Source organism: Sodalinema gerasimenkoae IPPAS B-353, assembly GCF_009846485.1.
In the GTDB taxonomy this organism is placed as follows: Bacteria; Cyanobacteriota; Cyanobacteriia; order Cyanobacteriales; family Geitlerinemataceae; genus Sodalinema; species Sodalinema gerasimenkoae.
This window is the reverse complement of record NZ_ML776472.1, coordinates 3294487-3314854: the sequence shown is the minus strand read 5'-3', so window position 1 is coordinate 3314854 and position 20368 is coordinate 3294487. Positions and strand designations below refer to the sequence as shown.

General features: G+C 50.8%; 20 protein-coding genes and 3 pseudogenes. 9 read left to right on the top strand and 14 right to left on the bottom strand.

The genetic code is table 11. The features are described 5' to 3' along the window. Nucleotides 1–31 precede the first annotated feature (31 nt). Together L855_RS22890 and aroA are read right to left on the bottom strand one after the other, a co-directional pair. Nucleotides 32–214 carry a hypothetical protein gene (locus tag L855_RS22890; protein ID WP_425500576.1) on the bottom strand — a complete coding sequence of 61 codons (183 nt, stop codon included), beginning with the start codon at nucleotides 212–214 and terminating at the stop codon, nucleotides 32–34. Further along, complete coding sequence (aroA, locus tag L855_RS14395; protein ID WP_425500575.1) at nucleotides 144–1370, bottom strand: 3-phosphoshikimate 1-carboxyvinyltransferase; 1227 nt, start codon at nucleotides 1368–1370, stop codon at nucleotides 144–146. Before aroA ends, L855_RS22890 begins: the two co-directional genes overlap by 71 nt. Nucleotides 1371–1471: 101 nt before the next feature. Between aroA and L855_RS14390 the strand changes: the two genes are divergently transcribed. Then, on the top strand, nucleotides 1472–1957 hold the full coding sequence (locus tag L855_RS14390) for a hypothetical protein (protein ID WP_159789133.1): 486 nt from the start codon (nucleotides 1472–1474) through the stop codon (nucleotides 1955–1957). Between the two features lie 98 nt (nucleotides 1958–2055). Here the strand turns inward: L855_RS14390 and L855_RS14385 are convergent. From L855_RS14385 to L855_RS23020, 5 genes and pseudogenes are all read right to left on the bottom strand, one after another. Then, a pseudogene (locus L855_RS14385) lies at nucleotides 2056–2205 on the bottom strand (photosystem II q(b) protein); the annotation flags it as partial. 85 nt (nucleotides 2206–2290) lie between these two features. Then, a complete protein-coding gene (locus L855_RS14380) occupies nucleotides 2291–3244 on the bottom strand; it encodes a BsuBI/PstI family type II restriction endonuclease (RefSeq protein ID WP_159789131.1) in 954 nt (317 codons plus the stop codon). Beyond that, entirely contained in the window at nucleotides 3241–4722 is a 1482-nt protein-coding gene (locus L855_RS14375) for an Eco57I restriction-modification methylase domain-containing protein (RefSeq protein ID WP_159789129.1), read from the bottom strand. Before L855_RS14375 ends, L855_RS14380 begins: the two co-directional genes overlap by 4 nt. A gap of 110 nt (nucleotides 4723–4832) precedes the next feature. Further along, on the bottom strand, nucleotides 4833–5894 hold the full coding sequence (gene psbA, locus L855_RS14370) for a photosystem II q(b) protein (RefSeq protein WP_159789127.1): 1062 nt from the start codon (nucleotides 5892–5894) through the stop codon (nucleotides 4833–4835). A gap of 105 nt (nucleotides 5895–5999) precedes the next feature. Then, nucleotides 6000–6173 (bottom strand): PIN domain-containing protein, encoded by a 174-nt coding sequence (locus L855_RS23020; protein ID WP_484591823.1) that lies wholly within the window; start codon nucleotides 6171–6173, stop codon nucleotides 6000–6002. Between the two features lie 42 nt (nucleotides 6174–6215). Here L855_RS23020 and L855_RS14365 point away from each other — a divergent pair, with 42 nt between their 5' ends. Both L855_RS14365 and L855_RS14360 read left to right on the top strand, forming a co-directional pair. Further along, on the top strand, nucleotides 6216–6455 hold the full coding sequence (locus L855_RS14365) for a hypothetical protein (RefSeq protein WP_246199543.1): 240 nt from the start codon (nucleotides 6216–6218) through the stop codon (nucleotides 6453–6455). Then, nucleotides 6382–6804 (top strand): annotated as a pseudogene (locus L855_RS14360) (RNA-guided endonuclease InsQ/TnpB family protein); the annotation flags it as partial. The gene L855_RS14365 and the pseudogene L855_RS14360, both read left to right, overlap by 74 nt. Nucleotides 6805–6961: 157 nt before the next feature. Here the strand turns inward: L855_RS14360 and L855_RS14355 are convergent. Then, nucleotides 6962–8200, bottom strand: a complete 1239-nt coding sequence (locus L855_RS14355) for a PQQ-dependent sugar dehydrogenase (RefSeq protein ID WP_159789125.1) — start codon at nucleotides 8198–8200, stop codon at nucleotides 6962–6964. Nucleotides 8201–8280: 80 nt separating this feature from the next. Here L855_RS14355 and L855_RS14350 point away from each other — a divergent pair, with 80 nt between their 5' ends. Next, nucleotides 8281–8790, top strand: a complete 510-nt coding sequence (locus tag L855_RS14350; protein ID WP_159789123.1) for a Tic20 family protein — start codon at nucleotides 8281–8283, stop codon at nucleotides 8788–8790. A gap of 60 nt (nucleotides 8791–8850) precedes the next feature. Next, nucleotides 8851–9333 carry a Tic20 family protein gene (locus tag L855_RS14345; RefSeq protein ID WP_159789121.1) on the top strand — a complete coding sequence of 161 codons (483 nt, stop codon included), beginning with the start codon at nucleotides 8851–8853 and terminating at the stop codon, nucleotides 9331–9333. Here the strand turns inward: L855_RS14345 and L855_RS14340 are convergent. Further along, complete coding sequence (locus L855_RS14340; RefSeq protein WP_159789119.1) at nucleotides 9330–10136, bottom strand: fumarylacetoacetate hydrolase family protein; 807 nt, start codon at nucleotides 10134–10136, stop codon at nucleotides 9330–9332. The genes L855_RS14345 and L855_RS14340 overlap by 4 nt on opposite strands. A gap of 171 nt (nucleotides 10137–10307) precedes the next feature. Here L855_RS14340 and rpsP point away from each other — a divergent pair. The 4 genes and pseudogenes from rpsP to L855_RS14320 form a co-directional block, all read left to right on the top strand. Beyond that, nucleotides 10308–10535: pseudogene (rpsP, locus tag L855_RS21960) on the top strand (30S ribosomal protein S16); the annotation flags it as partial. A gap of 398 nt (nucleotides 10536–10933) precedes the next feature. After that, complete coding sequence (locus tag L855_RS14330; RefSeq protein ID WP_159789115.1) at nucleotides 10934–11929, top strand: PhoH family protein; 996 nt, start codon at nucleotides 10934–10936, stop codon at nucleotides 11927–11929. A 68-nt stretch (nucleotides 11930–11997) separates the two neighbouring features. Continuing rightward, entirely contained in the window at nucleotides 11998–12801 is an 804-nt protein-coding gene (locus L855_RS14325; protein WP_159789113.1) for a TlyA family RNA methyltransferase, read from the top strand. Further along, a complete protein-coding gene (locus L855_RS14320; RefSeq protein ID WP_159789111.1) occupies nucleotides 12798–14234 on the top strand; it encodes a cobyrinic acid a,c-diamide synthase CobB in 1437 nt (478 codons plus the stop codon). The genes L855_RS14325 and L855_RS14320 overlap by 4 nt, the downstream gene beginning before the upstream one ends. A 420-nt stretch (nucleotides 14235–14654) precedes the next feature. Here the strand turns inward: L855_RS14320 and L855_RS14315 are convergent, their stop codons facing one another. The 5 genes from L855_RS14315 to L855_RS14295 all read right to left on the bottom strand — a co-directional run bounded on the left by L855_RS14315 (nucleotide 14655) and on the right by L855_RS14295 (nucleotide 20322). Beyond that, nucleotides 14655–15995, bottom strand: a complete 1341-nt coding sequence (locus tag L855_RS14315) for a TldD/PmbA family protein (RefSeq protein WP_159789109.1) — start codon at nucleotides 15993–15995, stop codon at nucleotides 14655–14657. A gap of 78 nt (nucleotides 15996–16073) precedes the next feature. After that, nucleotides 16074–16637 (bottom strand): Uma2 family endonuclease, encoded by a 564-nt coding sequence (locus L855_RS14310; RefSeq protein ID WP_159789107.1) that lies wholly within the window; start codon nucleotides 16635–16637, stop codon nucleotides 16074–16076. 24 nt (nucleotides 16638–16661) lie between these two features. After that, nucleotides 16662–18131: a TldD/PmbA family protein gene (locus L855_RS14305; protein ID WP_159789105.1), complete on the bottom strand. Its 1470-nt coding sequence runs from the start codon at nucleotides 18129–18131 to the stop codon at nucleotides 16662–16664. A gap of 159 nt (nucleotides 18132–18290) precedes the next feature. Next, nucleotides 18291–19115 carry a TIGR00297 family protein gene (locus L855_RS14300; RefSeq protein ID WP_159789103.1) on the bottom strand — a complete coding sequence of 275 codons (825 nt, stop codon included), beginning with the start codon at nucleotides 19113–19115 and terminating at the stop codon, nucleotides 18291–18293. A 343-nt stretch (nucleotides 19116–19458) separates the two neighbouring features. Beyond that, entirely contained in the window at nucleotides 19459–20322 is an 864-nt protein-coding gene (locus tag L855_RS14295; RefSeq protein WP_159789101.1) for a prohibitin family protein, read from the bottom strand. Between the last annotated feature and the right edge of the window lie 46 nt (nucleotides 20323–20368).

Sequence of the window (20368 nt, the reverse complement as noted above, 5' to 3'; positions counted from 1 at the left end):
GGCCACGCGGTGGTCATCATAGCTCTCTAAGTCAGCTTTGGGCCAGGAGGGCGGCGATCGCTAAACTCATGGCCACGCGGTGGTCATCATAGCTCTCTAAGTCAGCGCCTTTGAGGGGACCCCCCCCAGTAATCTCCAGGCCATCAGGACGTTCGCTGACGTTTGCGCCGAGTTTCTCCTTTGAGGGGACCCCCCCCAGTAATCTCCAGGCCATCAGGACGTTCGCTGACGTTTGCGCCGAGTTTCCCGAGTTCCCGGGCCATGGCCAAGAGGCGATCGCTTTCCTTCACTCGTAATTCCTCCGCATCGCGAATCACCGTGGTTCCCTCGGCCATGGTGGCCGCCACTGCCAGAATGGGCACTTCATCAATCAGGCGGGGAATCAAAGATCCCCCAATTTCGCAGGCCTTGAGTTGAGAACTGCGGACTCGGATATCGGCGACGGGTTCTCCGGCAACTTCACGCTGATTCTCTAGGGTGAGATCTGCCTCCATCTGTTGTAAGGCCTCTAAAATCCCAGTACGGGTGGGATTCACCCCGACATTTTCCACCCGCAAATCCGAACCCGGGAGAATGGCAGCGGCGACTAACCAAAAGGCCGCCGAACTGATATCACCGGGAACCACAACAGATTGTCCCTTAAGAGTCGCCGGGCCGGTGACCGTGACGCGGTGACAACTCGGGTCAACCTGAATCTTGGCCCCAAAGGCTCGCAACATCCGTTCACTGTGATCTCGGGAGAGGACCGGTTCGCTGACGCTGGTTTCCCCTTCCGTACTGAGTCCAGCCAGGAGAATGCAGGATTTCACTTGAGCTGAGGCGACGGGGGAGTGGTAATGAATGGGTTGGAGATGACGGCCGGAAATGGCGAGGGGGGCCAGTTGGCCAGCCTCTCGCCCCCAAATCTTGGCCCCCATTTGTTCGAGAGGGGTGACCACTCGGGACATGGGGCGCGATCGCAGGGACTTATCCCCAGTGACGGCAAAAAAGCGTCCGGGTTGAGAGGCTAACAGGCCTAACATGAGGCGCAGGGTGGTTCCTGAGTTGCCGGCGTTGAGGACATCGTTCGGTTCTTGGAGATTGCCGATGCCCAAACCGCGAACGCGAACAGTTGGGCCCGAGAGGTCAGAAATGTCCGCCCCCATCTGACGAAAACAGGCGGCGGTACTTTGGGGGTCATCTCCGAGTAGTAGGCCTTCAATGGTTGTTTCCCCTTCGGCGATCGCCCCCAACATTAGGGATCGATGAGAAATGGATTTATCCCCAGGGACGTTAATCTTTCCCGATAGGGCAACCCCTGATGTTGGGGGAATAATAACTAAATCTTGACGCTCTTGATCGGTTTTGACTGTTACGATAGGGGAAGACATATCATCTACGAGAACAGCTAGGACAGTGGACTTATCTTAGCCCGTGGATGCTTCCCCTGATTGCTGATTTGCGTCCGTTCCTGAACTCTCTTGCTTTTCTCATGCTGACTCACCGCAAACCCGCTTGTCTGTCGCTGATTTCTACGGATCTTCCCCTTTGGTCTATGGTAGAAACCACGGCGACCCTGTATCAAAAAGACCAACAGCGGTTTCATCTGCTGTTGAACGAACCGGCAGTTCTCGGGTGGCAACCCCAGTGCAGCAACAATTCTGATCTTGATGCGGAGCCTATCCCCACGCGTCTGTTGTGGTTTGAGATTTCTCCCTATCGGGCGATCGCCACCATGCAGGGACAAGGGGGATTAAGCTACCGTCACCTCTGGGAACGGGGGATGTATGGCATCAGCCGTTACTGGTTGCGGGGAGAAGAACCCCACTCTCACAGTCAGATGCGGTTGCGCAACTACACAAGGCAACTGGAATTTTCCGGGGGGTCGCTTCCAGAACGTCTCCGCCTCGATTATGAACTTTGGTCAGGCCAACTCTCCCTGGGGCGCTATGTCCTCAATCTGGAAGTCCAGGGTTAAGGAGTGAATTGGGTTTCCTTCGATTAGAATCTCTCCCATTAACAAGCGCCCCCCGGAGGAGGCGCTTAACTTAAGTTTTAGGCTAGAGAGAGAGGGGTCTAGCCGTTAATCAAAGGCGCTTTAGTGGCTGCCAAATTGAGGGGGAAGTTGTAAGCATTACGCTCGTGCATCACTTCCATACCGAGGTTGGCACGGTTAATCAAATCGGCCCAGGTGTTGATGACGCGACCTTGGCTATCCAACACAGAGTGCCATCACAAATATAAGCTTAACTTATGTTTAAAGCTTGCCTGCACTCTGAATCAATCACTGGGGAGGTTCCCTGACATCAGCTCAGGCATCCAGGTGGGGACCCAAAAAGCGTTCGCCGTCAAAGTGGATTAAATGAGAAGGCGAATCGGCAACCCAGACTTCTGTTTCCCAGGCAATCTCCCCTAGGTGACGAGACATCACAGCTCGATTGGGAAATGCTGTCACATAGACCAATCCGGCTGTCGACCGGTTAAATAACTCGGCTAACTCATTATGTCGCTTCCCATCAACCGGGCCATGGCTGGTGACGGATTCAACCAGTAGTAGCCAGTTTTTTTGCCTGTAGTGCAAGACAACATCTGGCATTTTGCCATGGACATTAATTGTTACTCCCAATTGGGTTAGGAGAGCTTGATTAAAATATCGCCACTTATCACCCATATCACCGACATAAATGAGAACACTTCCCGGAGCAAATCGTGGTGCAAAGTCTTCGATAATGGCTCGAATAAGCTGGCTATGGTCTCCCGAGCTGAGTTTAATTGTTTCACCAGATGCAATTTCTACAGGAATTTTATGTTGCTGTTGAGCTTTGTTATAACGACTAATTAGGGTCTCGCGATCGCCCAAATATGTCTTTAGTTTTAGCTCCCACTCTGGCGTGTCAAATACTCGTAACAGTTCTAATGTAGTAGGTTCGATTTGATAAACGGCTTTGGGGCTATTTACTGGGCGATCCGGTTGATCTGGATTATAAAGCACGATACCAGCATCAAGAAACTGGTGCATCGTCTGACGGCGAATTGTTTCACGGGGATTGGGTGCATAATTTTGGCCATAGTTGTCCCGTATCCAAGTCATAATTGGCGTAATTCCTATCAAAGGAGATTTTGCCTCAGACCAAGGTTTTCCTGGATGAAGATTGAGCAACGCTAATAAGCAGAGAGCAGAACGTGTATTTTGTTGTTGTTTCGGCAAACCGAGACATTGGATAATCTGGCGTGCGGCTTCCAGAGACGTCTCTTTTTGGCTCATTGTAATAATGTGGCTAGTTGGGTATCGATCGCCCCTTGCGTTAGTTGCTTATATCCCTCAGACCAGTATCCCAAATCAATAATAACTTCTAAACTGGGATAGCGCATCTGTTTGAGGTCTGTGACGTTCACCTGTGTATGACCGCTAAAACGCCTAAATTGTTGGTCAATTAGGGTACTATTCAGGAGAACCATTAAGCCACGAGCTAAGGTTGGAGGCAATCCTTGCTTTTTTTTATGAAATACATTTAAGTGATTTTCAAATCCAAAAAATAGGAGATTTTGCAGCCGATTCGGGTCAACAAGACTGGCTACAATACGCCACTTTTCTTCTTTTGATGAAAACCGACGGACTACACAATAAAATCCTTGGGGATAAAGCCATTTTTGAGTTTCAGAATTGAGAGCGATCGCATTGGGTTTTTTACTCTGAGGTTGAGGCCAGGTTATCTGACTATCTTGAATATGAAGTGGGTAAAGGAGAGGAACTGTTTTTGAATCCGGCATCTGGCGTAAGTGGGGTTTAAGGCGAAAATCCACCACGGGGCCAGTTGAGACATGAATGCCAAGATCGCCCAGAGAGTAACAAAATTTTGAGCTTAGGGAACTCGGGTGACTCTCATGGGGGGTCGGAATATGAATAAAATGTTCTGGATCTGATGAAGAGACAACTTGCTTAAAGGGATAGTCCCGCTGGGTTAGGTCATTAAATTTACCATCGGTTGAGGTCGAAATAATGACATCTCCTTGTTGAAGTCCCCGTTCAACGTGCAGAATAATATTTTCCTGTAAAACATTATCTTTTTTGAAAGCTTGGCGACGGGATTCAAATAAATGAATCTGTCGAATGGCTGCCTGTTGGAGTAATAGTTTACGAAACGGCCGATAGTAAGGGCCATTACAAAAACTGCGAGGGGCGATCGCCACCAGTTGTCCGCGATCGCCCAATAGTAATAAAGAGAGAGCAATAAAGGCAGAGTAAAGGTTAACCGTCTCAATTCCTACCTGTCGCAAAGCTTTACGATGAGAAGAATTACTGCGAATCTTTTGATAAGGAGGATTGAGAATGACGTAGTCATAGCGGGGTAGGGGTTGGGCAAACAAATTCCCAGACAGCCAATCGCTGGCAGCGTGGATGAAGTCCTGGGTATGGAGATGGACCTTAAAATTGAGGTGTGTTTGATAGGAAGCCAGAGTTTCGCTGAGCTGAGAATGCAACGACGAATCAATTTCAAAGGCATCCAGTTCAATCGTTTCTAACCCTAACTTACGAGTGCGATTCAGGAAAGCCGCCGAAAGAGACCCCACACCGGCCCCAGCATCAAGTAGATGACAGGTTTTCGTTGAAGTTGGGGTGAACAGTCCCGCCATGAACTGGGCAATTTCGGGTGAGGTGAAGAATTGACTAAATTGAGATTGATTGGCTGACCTCGGCTGTGCGTTGGGGGTTAGTTCAAGTGGTTTGACCGGAGATGCCAAGATGCTCACTCCTAAAAGGTTGTCGAGTCTCTCATCTTATATCCTAGCCCCCAATAGCAAAAGCGCCCCCCGGAGGAGGCGCTTAAGTTTTAGGCTAGAGAGAGAGGGGTCTAGCCGTTAATCGAAGGAGCTTCAGTAGCTGCCAAATCGAGGGGGAAGTTGTGAGCATTACGCTCGTGCATCACTTCCATACCGAGGTTGGCGCGGTTAATCACATCGGCCCAGGTGTTGATGACACGACCTTGGCTATCCAACACGGACTGGTTGAAGTTGAACCCGTTGAGGTTGAATGCCATGGTGCTGACACCTAAGGCAGTGAACCAGATTCCAACCACCGGCCATGCACCTAAGAAGAAGTGCAGAGAGCGGCTGTTGTTGAAAGACGCATATTGGAAGATCAAGCGACCGAAGTAGCCGTGAGCAGCAACAATGTTGTAGGTCTCTTCTTCTTGACCGAATTTGTAACCGTAGTTCTGAGACTCGCTCTCGGTGGTTTCACGAACCAAGGAGGAGGTCACCAGAGAACCGTGCATCGCGGAGAACAGAGCACCGCCGAAGACACCAGCCACACCAAGCATATGGAAGGGGTGCATCAGGATGTTGTGCTCAGCTTGGAACACTAACATGAAGTTGAAGGTTCCCGAGATACCCAGAGGCATACCATCGGAGAATGAACCTTGACCAATCGGGTAAATCAGAAAGACGGCGCTAGCTGCGGCTACGGGAGCGGAGTAAGCGACGCAAATCCAGGGACGCATTCCCAGACGGAAAGACAGTTCCCATTCACGACCCATGTAGCAGAAAACGCCGATGAGGAAGTGAAGGATTACGAGCTGGTAAGGACCGCCGTTGTACAGCCATTCGTCGAGGCTAGCTGCTTCCCAGATGGGATAGAGGTGAAGTCCGATCGCGTTGGAAGAGGGAACAACCGCACCAGAGATGATGTTGTTTCCGTAGAGTAAGGAACCAGCTACCGGTTCGCGGATGCCATCGATGTCCACGGGAGGAGCGGCGATGAAGGCGATGATGAAGCAAGTGGTGGCGGTTAGCAGGGTGGGGATCATCAGAACGCCGAACCAGCCGATGTAAAGGCGGTTGTCGGTGCTGGTGACCCAACTGCAAAACCGTTCCCAAAGGGAGGCGGATTGCTGTTGTTGGAGTGTGGTTGTCATAGTTAAATGATTGCCGTGTAACTACAGGTGTTGTAGTTGGGTGAATATGATTGGTATGAATCTGGTACTACCTTAACGACTTTGTAACGCTTTGTAAAGGGTTTGTTACAAAACTCTTCCTGATGATAGAGATAAGCTTAGCTTATGTTTAGAGCTAGACCCTGCCTGAGCAATGTCTTGGCAAACTTCTTGGGAAACCCAGACCTGCTCATATAAGTCCTCTAACAATCTTAAGTCCCCTAGAGCAGCCACTAAAGCAATTAAAGGAGATGTATTTATCGAAAATTTTGGGTCTAAAACCCCGTCCTTCTAGGACGGCTTTTGACAATCCTGCTTTTTTGTGCCAGGATTGTCCGCACAACCGATGCCAACGGTGCGATGCTTGTTCTTGAGTTCAAAATCAAAGGGAAGCCCCACCAATACGCGGCGATTGACGAAGCGATCCGAACCGCACAGTTCGTTCGTAACAAGGCACTGCGCTATTGGTTTGAGGATACAGAATCTGGTGAGAAACCACTGTCTCGCCAAGTCAATTCACGATGCTGGTTGGTATCAATTTAGGAAATGGTTAGAGCATTTTGGGGTAAAATTCGGCAGGATAACTGTAGCAGTGAACCCTGCCTATACCTCTCAAAAATGCTCGAACTGTGGTGCAGTCGTCAAAAAATCCCTATCAACTCGAACCCATGCTTGTCAGTGTGGTTGTGAGTTAGACAGAGACCACAACGCTGCCATCAATATTCTGAATGCTGCCTTAAGTACGGTAGGGCATACCGGAACTTGGGTCAATGACCCACTCGCGAAAGCGGGGCGTAGCCCTTACGCTTCTGGAGATTTGACCGCTACTTTGGCTGGTGCAAACCTGTCAGAGCAAGTCGGATCGTTGAAGGAAGAATCCCCACGCCTTTAGGCTGGGGAGTGTCAACGCGATGATTCGAGTCTCAGGCATTATTTTAGATCTGACTGTAGTTCTCTCTCATCCAAATAGCCCCAACAGCAAAAGCGCCCCTCGCAGGAGGTGCTTAAGTTCTGGGAAAGACTCCTCCACTACTGGATATATCCAAGACCTAATCGAGGCGAATTAACTGAGCTTGAGACTCATCTGTCAACACATAGAGATGGCCATCGGGGCCTTCGCGGACATCCCGAACTCGTTGACCAATTTCGATCGCCCGTTGGTCGACCACCTCACCCGAGTCATCCAACTGAATATGATGCACCGCTTGGGAGACTAACCCACCCGCAAAGAGATCTCCATGATAGACCGCTAACCCCGAGGGAGCGATCGCCGGCGTCCAAACAATATGCGGATCAACTTTATCAGGATGGGTTCGGCGATCGGAAATCTGGCCCCCCGTATATTCTTCACTGTGCGTCACCAGAGGCCAGCCATAATTCTCTCCCCCCTTAATCCGATTCAACTCATCGCCACCTCGGGCCCCATGTTCCGTCGACCAAACTTCCCCGGTTTGGGAATCTAAGGCTAACCCTTGGATATTGCGATGGCCATAACTCCAGATTGCGGGGTCGCTCTCCCCATCATTAACCCAGGGATTATCATCAGGAATCGAACCATCGTCGTTTAGGCGGACAATGGTTCCCAAATGACTCTCGCGATTTTGAGCCTGCAAACGAATTAACTCTCCATCAAGTTCTAAGGGAGCATTTCCCCCATCCCCAATACTCACCAGTAGCGTTTCGTCGGGAAGCCAAGCCATCCGGGACCCAAAATGTTGTCCTTCAGGTTTCGGGGGAGTGGCGGTAAAAATAACCTCCACATTCTCTAAACGGTTGTCCTGTAACTCTCCTCGGGCCACTTGCACCTGATTCGCATCGGGAGTGCCATCGGAATAGGTGAAGTAAATTAAGGCGTTTTCCTCGAAGCGGGGATGCACGGCAATATCGAGCAATCCTCCCTGATTAATCGCTAAGACATCAGGAACCCCCGAGACTGGGTTGGGATCTAACACGCCGTCGCGGACGAGGCGTAAGCGTCCCGGCCGTTCCGTAATTAGCATGGTTCCATCAGGTAGCCAAGCCAATCCCCAGGGATGTTCTAAATCTTCAATGATCGTGGTTTGTTGCCAATCTCGGTCTAAGGGGAGCGATTCGGCAGACTCAGGGGAGGGAGAGTCTCCGTTTGGGGGGTCCACCAGATCAGCTGTATCGGTGGTCGTGTCGGCGGTGGTGTCGCCTGGAGAGTCCACCGTGGTTGGTGTGGAACAGCCGCTGATAAGTAGCAACGCCAATACCGAGCTTGCTAAACCTCCAGTCACTGGAGTCAGAGGTTGAATCTTGAGTCTCATGGGGTTAGTTGCTCCCAGTTACGTCGTAACATTCATCTATTACCATGGTAAGGAGATTACCCCCAACTGGAGACAGTCCTATGACTTGGCGAGGCTCAAACACCCCACTCGATCGCATCCTAGCCTGTGTCATCTACCTCTTACCCCTGCTAGAATCAGTCCGTTATGGCGAGTATATCTTCAATCTCTTACCCATACTGGCTACCCTGATTCTGGTTCCCCTCTCTCCCTTGCTACGTTTCTACCAGGGAATCCTACAAGCGTTTCCGTTTGCTGGTTTGATTATTTTCTTCGCTTTGCTGCTGCTGGTAGTTCGCAATACTAATCTCAGTCACTTTCTGCGCTTCAATGCAATGCAGTCTATCATCCTCAAGATTGCCCTCTCGTTGGTGGCTATCGTCAGCCAACTTCTGGGACTTCCTCTGCATACCGCTGCAATGTCGGGGAATCTTTTGGCGATCGTTTTGGCGAATATGCTGTTTTTGGCGTTCTTTGGTGGCTCACTCTACGCCATTATTCAGGCGGCGTTGGGACGGTATCCTGATCTCCCCGTAGTTTCAGATGCGGCGTATCGCCAAGTGCAACGTTAAACTCCGATAGGATGGAGAGAGATTGACATCAATCCAAAATCATCCATTTTTGCTCGGTTTATGAACAGCCCCTCTAATTTTAGCTGGCCCGATCGCCTGGGTGCGGCCGCCGTCTACCTGGTTCCGTTGATGGAAGGCCTCAACTTTGGCAGCTTTCTGTTTCGCCAATTTCCCATCCTCCAGGTTCTCTTTATCCCCCTGATTCCGGTCATCCAAATCTATAATGCCATCCCCTTCGGGCGGCTGATTCTCTTCTTTGTCCTCTTCTTTGCGGTGGTTCGCAATGATAGTCTCAGCCGCTTTGTCCGCTTTAACGGAATGCAGGCGGTTCTGATTACGATTATTCTCTCGATTAGTAGCCTAATCTTGAGTTTATTCGGATCTGGGTTACAATCCGGCGCGCCATTGCTGCTAGAAACTCTTGTCAATACCCTATTCCTGGCAACGATCGCCGCTGTTGGCTTTAGTCTGGTGCAATGTCTGCGGGGAGAATATCCCGAACTTCCGGGAATCTCCGATGCGGCTAATTCTCAGGTCTTTTAGACCTCGTTTGGGGTCTCGATGGGGGGAGTCGGTTTGGGGATAACAGGATTCTCCAAAGCGCCGATTCCCTCAATTTCGATGCGCACGCGATCGCCCACCTGCAATGGCCCCACCCCTTTCGGCGTTCCGGTGAGAATCACATCTCCCGGGAGTAGGGTCATAATCCCCGAGATATAGGACACCAACTTATCGGGAGAATGAACCATCCGTTCGAGTTTAGCGGATTGGCGGGGTTTCTCCTCGTCGTTAACAAAGGTTTGCAGTTTGGCCCCTGGGTTAATTTCTCGCACCACCCAGGGCCCGAGGGGACAAAAGCTGTTAAAGCCCTTTCCTCTCGTCCAGAGGCGATCGCGCCGTTGCAAATCGCGGGCCGTGACATCATTGGCAATGGTATATCCCCAAATATAGTCACTGGCCCGTTCTGGAGAACAGTCCTCACAGGTTTCGCCAATCACTAAGGCCAATTCTCCCTCATAGTCCACTTGCTGAGACTGATGGGGATAGATGATAGCCGTATCATGCCCCACAATCGTGGTGGGAGGCTTCAGAAACAACAGGGGTTCTTCGGGAACCTCCGCCGCCATTTCCTCGGCATGATCCCGGTAATTTCTGCCTACGGCAATGATTTTTGAGGGTGCACAGGGGGCTAAAAGTTCATAGGTCTCCGCTGCACAGGTCATCTCAGTCGGCTTCCCATTCAACCAGGGTGGGGCATCGAAGATCTTGACACTGCGGTCAACCTGCAACGAGCCATAATAAATTCGTCCTTCAGCCGTGCGGACGCGGATATATCGCTGTGCCATAGCTATCGTCGACTTTAGGGGCAATTATACTGCCTCAAGGAGTTATTTCAACCCAGCCCCGAGCCATTACGGGGATGCTTAATGGGAAAAAACAGTTTATACTGGGAGACTGACCTTTTGCAGTTATCCTAGTACAGAAGGTTAAACCCAAAATAGCCAACTTTTGCACAGATGATTAAACTTCGACTCAAACGCCTCGGTAAAAAAAGAGAAGCCAGTTATCGGATTGTGGCCATGGAGAGTTCCTCCCGTCGCGATGGTCGTCCTCTACAAGAACTCGGATTCTACAACCCCCGTAGCGGCGAGACGCGCCTCGACAGTCAAGAACTGCTGAAATGGCTTAACAATGGCGCACAACCCACGGATACCGTTCGCGACATCCTCCGTCGAGCTAATCTGGTTGGCCCCAAACCCGGAACTCCCGTCGGAACCCCGGCTGCAACCCCCGACGCATCCACTGAAGCTGCACCTAGCGAGACGGAAGCCACTGAAATGGAAGCCACTGAAGCTGAACCCAGCGAAGCCAGCGCTTAATCGCGGCTGTTATCTCAAAATTCCTCGGCTAGACTCGGTTTGGTTCAAGTTAGACCTAACGCCATCCTGAAAATGGCTCTAAACTAGAATTAAGCCGGGTCTCTGTTTTTATCCTAATCCCAGCCATAAGAAGCCACATTAAATAGGACGGCGATAAAAGGCTAGGGTTGCCACATCAAAAACTTTCGCCAGCACAATCTGTCCCCCTTGAAGTGTCTATAGTAGTTACTGATTGTTAATTGCCATCCATCTATCCCTAGGATATGACCCCCCGACTCACCATCGATCTCCACAGTCCTGAATGCGCCCTCGCTTTGGTGGGACAGCAGGAAGTCAACCTTAAAACCCTAGCGCATCAAACCGGTGCCACCTTAGTCTTGCGGGGTCAAGAACTGTTTATCTCGGGAACCGATACTCAAACCGGACGCTGCGAACAACTGATTCACATCCTCGCGCCCATTTGGAAAGTTGCTAAACCGGTGGCTGATGTGGATATTAACACAGCGATTCATGCCCTGGACACGGGACGACAGGACGAACTTAAGGATTTACGAGATGATATTCTCACCCGCACCCGTCGCGGTGAGGATATTCGCGCGAAAACCTTTCGTCAGCGTCAATATGTCAAAGCTGTTCGCACTCATGATTTAACCTTTTGCATCGGTCCGGCGGGAACGGGTAAAACCTATCTGGCGGCGATGTTGGCGGTGCAGGCGTTACTCGACAAACGCTATGAACGGCTAATTCTGACTCGTCCGGCGGTGGAAGCAGGGGAACGGTTGGGATTTCTTCCGGGAGACTTGCAGCAAAAGGTGAGTCCTTTCTTGCGTCCGCTGTATGATGCCCTCTATGAACTCATCGATGCTGAGAAGATTCCCGATTTGATGGAACGGGGAATTGTGGAAGTGGCGCCGATCGCCTATATGCGGGGACGAACCCTCAATAATGCCTTTGTCATTCTCGATGAGGCTCAGAATACCACATCAGCTCAGATGAAAATGGTTCTGACTCGTTTGGGCTTTAATTCCCGGATGGTGGTGACGGGAGATGTCACCCAGACGGATTTACCCTCAACTCAGATGTCCGGGTTACAGGTAGCCCAGAAGATTCTCAAAAATGTTGATGGTATTGCCTTTTGCCAGTTGACGGCGGCGGATGTGGTGCGCCATTCTCTGGTTCAGAAGATTGTTATGGCGTATGAGAAGCATGAGAAGAGGAAGGGAACAGGGAACAGGGGGGAAGAAGGCAATAGGCAATAGGGAATCGGGAATTGGGGTAGGGGCGTACCCTTGTGGTCGCCCTCTTCAGGCAATTGGGGAGAGAGATTTTGGTGAAGCAACGTTTGGATACGCTGTTAGTCGAGCGACAACTCTGTTCGTCGCGTCAGTTGGCCCAACGCTGGATTCGAGCCGGGGAGGTGCGGGTGAATCAGCAGTTGGTGGATAAGCCGGGGACGGCGGTGGCAGTGGATGCGGAGATTTCTGTGAAACTGCGATCGCCCTTTGTGTCTCGGGGTGGGGAAAAGCTGGATAAGGCGTTACAGGTGTTCCCCATCTCTGTGGAAAATCGGGTCTGTCTCGATGGCGGAATTTCTACTGGGGGCTTTACGGACTGTCTGCTGCAACGAGGGGCGCAACGGGTCTATGGCGTGGATGTGGGCTATGGCCAGGTGGATTGGAAGCTGCGTCAGGATGACCGGGTGGTTCTCAAGGAACGCACTAATTTACGCTATCTGACCCCGGAGCAATTGTATCAGGCCGATGACCCGCGCCCAGATTTGGCGGTGGCAGATGTTTCGTTTATTTCCCTCGAAAAGGTGTTTCCGGCCATTTGGAATTTGTTGGTGTCGCCTCGGGAAACCATTGTTTTGGTGAAACCTCAGTTCGAGGTGGGGCGATCGCGCGTCGGGAAGAAAGGCGTTGTCCGCAATCTCGGCGATCGCGCGGATGCCATTGTTCAAGTTCGGGATGCGGCGAGAAACCTGGGATGGTGCGATCGCGGTCTCGTCACCTCCCCCATCCAAGGACCGGCGGGCAATGTAGAATATCTGCTCTGGCTCCATGAACAGGGAACCCCTCAACTCGATGAAGCCACCATCCAAACTGCCGTTCAAGGAGAGTCTACCCCATGAAAGCCCTGGTGATTGCCGGAACTCGTAGCGGTGTCGGCAAAACATCGTTATCTCTGGGAATCATGGCCGCGTTGCGTCGTCGGGGGCTGCGAATCCAGTCCTTTAAAGTCGGGCCGGATTTCATCGATCCTGGACATCATCGCCTGGCGACGGGCCGCATTTCCCACAATTTAGATGGCTGGATGTTATCAAATGCTGACAATTTAGCCCTATTTCGCAAATATAGCCGCGATTGTGATGTGGCGATTATTGAAGGAGTCATGGGGGTTTTTGATGGCTATGGGGCCACATCGGAGGCGGGAAGTACCGCTCAAATCGCCAAGTGGTTAGGGGTTCCGGTGTTGCTGGTGGTAGATGCGTCGCGGATGTCTCGCAGTGTGGCGGCGTTGGTGTCGGGATACATACACTTTGACGCTGATTTGTCAATTACGGGAATTGCCCTAAACAAAGTCGGTAATACCCGCAATATATATCGTACTACAAGCCAATTAAGCCGCTTGGGAGAGGCCATCGCCTCGGTAACCTCGATTCCCATCTGGGGAGAAATTCCTAAACACAGCTTCCCAGAAATCCCCTCCCGTCATCTGGGATTATGGCTGGCTGAGGAGGATAATCTGGGAGATTCCTATATTGAGGTGTTGGCCGAGGCCACGGAACGCTATCTGGATTTGGATACTTTGTTGGCGAGTTTGCCTGATTGGCAGGGAGCGTTAGCGGTTGAGGAGACTCTTCCGGGGAGTTTGCCTCAAAAACCGTCAGAAAAGTCGTCGCCGAGGATTGCGATCGCCCGCGATGAGGCCTTTTGTTTCTACTATGAGGAAAATCTCAATCTGTTGCGAGAAGCCGGTGCAACCTTGATTGAGGTGTCGCCGCTACGAGATGAGTTTCCCCAGGAGATTGACGGCTTTTATTTCGGTGGCGGCTATCCAGAACTACATGGAGAACGCCTGAGTCAGAATCAGGCGTTTTTAGCCGGATTACGACAGTTTGCGGCGGAGAATCGTCCCATTTATGGGGAATGTGGCGGTTTGATTTATCTGTCTCAGGGAATTGAGGTCAAAGACGTTCATTATCCCTTTGCCGGAATCTTTCCCTTTTGGACCCGATTGGGCGATCGCCCCAACCTAGGCTATACGAAAATCGAAACCACTGGCAATCATCCTTTTTGCCAAGAGCCTCTGAGGGTTAACGGCCATCGCTTCCATTATTCTCAACTGATGTCTGAGACAGTTCCTCCAGAAATTCCCACCTGTTATCAGGCCCACAGTTGGCGTATTGGAGACTTTCCCGAAGGCTATGTGTTGGGAAATAGTCTCGCCAGCTATGTTCATTTACATTTTCGTAGTAACCCGGAGTTTGCCAAACAGTTTGTTAAGGCTTGTCGAGGAGGTGGACTAGGGGCGATGAGAACGGATACGGCACCTCGATATTGATCGGTGAACACCGTTCGCCCCTACAGACATCTATGACATGACTTCTGAAAATTGGTGTCAACCTCAAGATGAGGCAAACTTTCAAGATATAGCAAAAATTGGTCTGAATAGGACAAAAAATGGGGGAGAAGAAGGCAGTAGGCAGTAGGCAGTAGGCAGTAGGGAAGAGAAGGCGACGGGCAATAGGCAGGCTAGCAAGAGGTGGCGAAGTCTTTCCCAACGAGCAAGTCCTAAGTCAATCTTCGATTGCTATAGTGAATACATTTTTGCAAAAGTGGGGCTTTCGGAGATATCACCGGGTTGACTCAAGATGAACGTTAACTCAGGGGTGGGTTCCAGCGAAGTCAACCATTGTGGACGAACCCAACAAATAGGAACAACGCAGGAACACATACCACCCCAAACTATAAGGGTTTTTGACTACTCCCCAGTTACTGACAAACCATCCACCCAGATGCGAGGACAAACCCCACCCGGCGTTACCTCAACTTCCGGTTCCACATAAATAATGGACTTGAGAACCTCGCGGATATCCCCCGCCACCGTAGCAGAATCCACACTCACTTTCTCCCCTTTATTGACTAACCAACCATCAAACGGCAGAGAAAACGACCCTTGCAAGGCATTCACCCCGGCATGTAAGGCACTCAAATCATCAATAAAGACCACATTTTCTTCCGTCTCTAAAGAATAAGTCTGGTCTGGTTGCGACGCCGCAAAAATATGATAAAAGTCAGGACTAATCGTGACTTTTGCACCCATATTCGCATGGCCTGTCGGTTGCGCGTTCATGCGTTTCGCCGTTCCCGCACTATGGAGAAATCCCGTCAAAACACCTGCCTCAATCAGAGGAACCCGGCGCGTTGGCGTGCCTTCCCCATCAAAGTAACTCGATGTCGGATTATCCTCATGAAGGGCATCATTAAACACCGACAACAGCGGCGATGCGACCTGGGTTCCTAGGGAATCTAGCTTCGATAAACTACGGTTGTCGAGGATGCTTTGAGCGTTGTAGAGATTAGAAAAGGCGTTAATCAGACTCAAAAAGGCTTCCGGGGAGAAGACAACCCGATATTTACCGGTTTTGACTTTCTGATAGTTGAGGTGGGAAATGGTTTTTTCCGCCGCTTCTTTCAAGCAGCCCTCAAAGTCCAGATGATTGACTCCCACATCCACCTTATAGGCCCCGGCAGAACGGGGTTTCTTGCCCTCTTGTTCCGTTTTGCTGTAGAGGTACACCGAAGCCACAGAATGGGCTTCATGACGCTGTGCGCCCTCGCTATTGAGATAGAAGCGATTGAGATCCCGTTGGGCCAGACCATTATAAGGAACACTGGCGATCGCCGGATGAGCATCGAGTAACTGTTTCTCCAAATCCACCAACCGCTCAATCAATTGTGTCACCTCCGTCGGCGGAACCTGAACCGTCTTCAGGTTCTCGATGGGTTTGGTGGCTTCGGGACTAAAATCAGGAACATGGTCTTTGGCCCCAAATTCACTGGCTTCAGCGGCGGTTTTTAACGCCAACTCCAATCCCTTCGCATCGCTGTCTGTCGTCGAAGCAATCCCCACGGTGTTGTTTTGGTTCCAGACGCGCACCGTTACACTGGAACGATTCGAGGCTTTCACTTGTTTCGGTTCGCCGCGATCGACTTGAACACTGGTTTCATCAACACTGGAACCAGAGATGTCGTATTTGCGGATACCGATTTTCTGGGCAATTTCTTGAACTTGGTTGGAAAGGCTTTGAATGTCTGTCATAGAAGAGTTTGAACTGAATTGGTTGATAGGTTTAACTGGATGGTAATGGGAGGTTGATGGGTTAAGCGTTCTAAACCCTTAACCCTCAAACAAAATTGAATCGAGGTTAATTAAAACGTCAGGAAAAGACACCAATCTCACGGAATCACCCCGTTCTAAGGTTTGATATTCCCGATAGCGTCCATTGTCGGGATGGCGATAGCATTCGAGTTGATGGGTGAAGGCATTAATGAGCCAAACTTCGGGGATTGCAGCAGCAGCATAACGGGGAAGTTTTTCGCTGCGATCGCTCTCCAAACTACTCTCGGCTACTTCAATCACCAAATAAACATCAGCAGCCTGTGGAAGTCCCGAAAAATACTGGTCTTGCCGAGGTTTCAACAAACTAACATCGGGTTCAGGTTCCGATAAATCATTGAGAATAATCGGATTTTGAACATTGACAATGGTCATATCTGAACCCAACAATCTCACAAAATGGTTGGCAATCCTCGTTACATAAGCCGCATGTCGTCTGCCAATTGGACTCATCTTACAAATTTCCCCATCAATCAACTCTAGCCGTTCATCGGGGTGAAGAATCCCCGATTCAGCCATTTTGTGATAGTCCTCGACAGTGAACTTCCAGGTGGTCAATCCCATGACGTACCCTCCTTAATGTGCGTCTTAACGACCGCCAACGGTGATAGAATCCACTTTGATGTGAGGTTGTCCCACGGTGACATAAACACTGCCACTGATGGAACCACAGAACCCCGGCGCGAGTTCCACATCCTTGGAACACATGGAGATTTTATTCATGATTTCTGTCGCTTCCCCGATGAGAATTGCCCCTTTCAAGGGTTTCGTGATTTTGCCATTTTCAATCAAATAGGCTTCATCAACCCCAAAGTTAAATTCCCCAGTTGGGCCAACACTGCCGCCGCCCATTTTCTTGCAGTAAATGCCTTTCTCGACCGAAGCGAACAGGTCTTCCACCTCGTACTCCCCAGGAGCAATATAGGTATTGCGCATCCGGGAAGCAGCGGCGTGAGTATAGCCCTGACGGCGACCGCTTCCGGTGCGAGGATGTCCCGTGCGCATGGAGCCAGCTCGGTCAGAAATGAAGTTTTTGAGGATGCCATTTTCAATCAACAAGGTGCGTTGAACGGGCATTCCTTCATCGTCCATATCGAGGGTTCCAAACTCTCCTTTCGAGAGTCCTTCATCCCAAGCCGTGAGATTTTCATGAGCGATTTTCTCACCCTTTTTGTTTAGGAATGGGGTGGTTTCTCGCTCAATTTGAGTGGTTTCGAGAAGATGTCCGCAGGCTTCATGGAAAATCACGCCACCAAAGGAGTTGGCCATGATAATCGGGTACTGTCCCGACTCCACATAATCGGCGTAGAGCATGGTTCCGGCGGCTTCGGAGACTTCCTCAGCGGTGCGATCGTAGTTCCAATCGCGCAGGAAACTGGGGTTACTACTATCGCCAATCCGTTGACTGATGGAAGAGCGGTTCTCGCCATCGGCACATAGGAGACTATAGCCGACGGATTGGGTGAGACGAATATCGCGGGCAAAGACACCATCGCTGGCGGCCACGAGAACTTCTTGCCAATCGCGGAAATAAGCGGCGCGACGCGATTGGACGTGTTTGGCTTTCTGGTTAATGCAGTCATTCGCCGCCAGCAACACATCGCTCATTTCCCGCATGGAACTACAGTCAGCCAACCAGCCTTCTTTGTGGTTGGTTTTGGCGTAGTCGCGGGTGATTTCCAGGTTGATGTCGGGGATATAGTCGTTGTTTCCGGGGAGGGAGAGTCCCATGATGGCCAATCCTTTCTCTAATGCGGCTTTCAAGCCGTCAAAGGAGAGGTCATTGGTGCTGACGTAACAATCCGCCTTGCCACGAAAGACACGCACCCCTGCGCCGGTGGAGAGGCGGGGGGAGATGCTGGTGATAGTATCGTCTTCAGCCAGACAGCTAATGTAGTTGGTGCGTTCGAGGAAAAATTCTATAAAATCCGCGCCAGCGGCGCGTCCTAAGCCCAGGAGGGTCGCTAAGGGAGCGCGCCAAGTATCGTCGAAGCGATCGCTCGGATTATGGGGTTTTACTGTGGGGAGTCCTTTGGTCAGTAATGCAGTCGGAGGCATATATAACAGTTTCTAAGAGTATTGCTTAACTTATTGTAACGAAATCGGGGAAGAGGGGGGGGAGAAGGGGGGAGAAGGCAAAAGGCAAGAGGCAAGAGGCAAGAGGCAAGAGGCAAGAGGGAGATCTAGGAACGAACTCTGTACCCTGTACCCTGTTCCCTACCCATTCATAATCAATAGCCAGGCCCAACCCCAGCCGAGGAGAATGGCTAGAATCGCGCCAATGGCCGTATTGATAAAATTCACCACTTCATTCGTCATCCAGTCTAATTGCTCTTGGAGGGTGGCCCCAATCAGACTTTCAATATTCGTGGCAATGAAGGCAGCGACGATACACCAGAGCATCCCGATGCTGTCAATCATCTCTAATCCGTAGCCTAGCAGGGCGATCGCCACCGCACCAACCAGTCCCGCGAGGGTCCCCTCCAAACTGACGGCCCCCTCGGTTCCGGCGGGTACAGGCTGCAAGCTGGTAATCAAAAACGTCCGTTTCCCGTAAGCTTTCCCCACTTCACTAGCGGTGGTGTCGGCCAATTTAGTCGCAAAACTCGCCACATAGCCCAGTTGTAGCAAGATAATCACGAGGGGAGGGACGGCCGGTAAGGGATGGCTGGGAACCCCTTGAACTTGGGCGTAGAGGGCCAGGGCGATCGCACACAATGTCCCCGTCAAAGCCGATCCCCAGACATTCTCTGGCCCCCTGGCCCCATCTCGCTTCTCGGCAATTCCCGCCGCCTCTTTCTGGGCTTTACCAATCCGCGTGACGGCTGAACCAAATAAGAAATAAAACATGACAATCATATAGCCTTGCCAACCAAGACAGCCCCAAACTAAAACTCCCAAAATCCAAGCATGAACATAACCAGCGGGAGTCAGCAGTTTTTTGGGAAGTAGGGCGGCAAATAGCCATAAAACACTATTTAAAATAATGGCAAACAGCCAAGGATGCAGGCGAATCCACTCAAAGCTGCTCAAGTCAAACATAATAATTAACCCAAAACAATCAAAACGTAATAATTAATACCATTTTTCGATAAACTTGCTAGGCATATGACACTGGGACAGGGCGACCACAAGGGTTCGCCCCTACAGACATCTATCGCACGACTTCTGAAAATTGGTATAAAAAATACCGTATTTATTGGAAAATCAAGTGTCTTTATTCTCTGCGGTTTAATGGGTTGCATGAGGTAAAAGACGGCAGGGGCGAACCGCACTTTGACTATCGCTCGCTGAACACTGTTCGCCCCTACTTTCATCGGCTATCCAGATTTGCTCATGACCCTAAATCCTGAAGACCCGATTCACTGACCTTGAACCAAAGCCGTTAGGGGCTAGATACAGCGTCTAGTTCCATATCTCGCAGGTTGAACAAGAAGGGAACCGCCGGGGAGTCACTGCCAAGCACTAACACTTTCGGCATTTGTGCGCCCCCTTCGCGCCAGGCTTGGATAGCTTCTTTTTGTAGCACTAAACGTCCACCCTGAGATTTCAGAGTTTCTGCGAGGAGTTTTTGGGCTTCAGCTTTACCCCGAGCGCGGTTAATCTCCGCTTGGGCTTCCTGTTCAGCTTCCTGAGCCACATAGACCGCTCGGCGGGCCCGCTGTTCGGCGATTTGTTTCTCTTCAACCGCTTTGGCAAACTCCCGCGAGAAGTTCAAGTCGACCACACTGGTATCGAGGACAATCACCCCATATTTCTCCAAACGACTTTGTAGGGCGATGTCAAAATCATATTTTAACTCCGTCCGTTTGGTGATACTTTCCTCAGCAGTGCGTCGAGCGGCGGCGACTTTGAACGATTCCTGGGTTTGCGGGGCAATCACTTTGCTGACGATGTTCTGTAACGTCCCCTGGGTGCGGCGAATTTCCACCACCCGAGTCGGATCGAGACGGAAGTTAATGGCAAAGCGTCCCGTCAAATCCTGAAGGTCTTTAGTCGAACTTTGGGCGGGAACTTCAAACTTCTGAACGGTGACGTCATAGATATCCACGACGGACACCAGGGGGGGTTTGAAGTGAATTCCCTCTAGCAAGGCACCATCTCGGGCTTTGCCGAGGATACTAATGACTCCCGCTTGGCCGGGAGAGATGACGACGAAGGAACTAAATCCAATAATGGCGATCGCCGCCAGAATGGCCCCGATAATAATCGATTGTAAGTTCTGGGGGCTTGGCTGTGCGTTCTTCAAGGGTACGCTCCTAAATTTACGATGATCAATCTATGTCCCCTCTAGC

What these genes read in the sequence shown, in the direction of transcription:
- L855_RS22890 (WP_425500576.1), bottom strand. Translation starts at nt 214, where the DNA reads ATGGCCTGGAGATTACTGGGGGGGGTCCCCTCAAAGGAGAAACTCGGC.
- aroA (WP_425500575.1), bottom strand. Translation starts at nt 1,370, where the DNA reads ATGTCTTCCCCTATCGTAACAGTCAAAACCGATCAAGAGCGTCAAGAT.
- L855_RS14390 (WP_159789133.1), top strand. Translation starts at nt 1,472, where the DNA reads ATGCTGACTCACCGCAAACCCGCTTGTCTGTCGCTGATTTCTACGGAT.
- L855_RS14380 (WP_159789131.1), bottom strand. Translation starts at nt 3,244, where the DNA reads ATGAGCCAAAAAGAGACGTCTCTGGAAGCCGCACGCCAGATTATCCAA.
- psbA (WP_159789127.1), bottom strand. Translation starts at nt 5,894, where the DNA reads ATGACAACCACACTCCAACAACAGCAATCCGCCTCCCTTTGGGAACGG.
- L855_RS14355 (WP_159789125.1), bottom strand. Translation starts at nt 8,200, where the DNA reads ATGAGACTCAAGATTCAACCTCTGACTCCAGTGACTGGAGGTTTAGCA.
- L855_RS14350 (WP_159789123.1), top strand. Translation starts at nt 8,281, where the DNA reads ATGACTTGGCGAGGCTCAAACACCCCACTCGATCGCATCCTAGCCTGT.
- L855_RS14345 (WP_159789121.1), top strand. Translation starts at nt 8,851, where the DNA reads ATGAACAGCCCCTCTAATTTTAGCTGGCCCGATCGCCTGGGTGCGGCC.
- L855_RS14340 (WP_159789119.1), bottom strand. Translation starts at nt 10,136, where the DNA reads ATGGCACAGCGATATATCCGCGTCCGCACGGCTGAAGGACGAATTTAT.
- L855_RS14330 (WP_159789115.1), top strand. Translation starts at nt 10,934, where the DNA reads ATGACCCCCCGACTCACCATCGATCTCCACAGTCCTGAATGCGCCCTC.
- L855_RS14320 (WP_159789111.1), top strand. Translation starts at nt 12,798, where the DNA reads ATGAAAGCCCTGGTGATTGCCGGAACTCGTAGCGGTGTCGGCAAAACA.
- L855_RS14315 (WP_159789109.1), bottom strand. Translation starts at nt 15,995, where the DNA reads ATGACAGACATTCAAAGCCTTTCCAACCAAGTTCAAGAAATTGCCCAG.
- L855_RS14310 (WP_159789107.1), bottom strand. Translation starts at nt 16,637, where the DNA reads ATGGGATTGACCACCTGGAAGTTCACTGTCGAGGACTATCACAAAATG.
- L855_RS14305 (WP_159789105.1), bottom strand. Translation starts at nt 18,131, where the DNA reads ATGCCTCCGACTGCATTACTGACCAAAGGACTCCCCACAGTAAAACCC.
- L855_RS14300 (WP_159789103.1), bottom strand. Translation starts at nt 19,115, where the DNA reads ATGTTTGACTTGAGCAGCTTTGAGTGGATTCGCCTGCATCCTTGGCTG.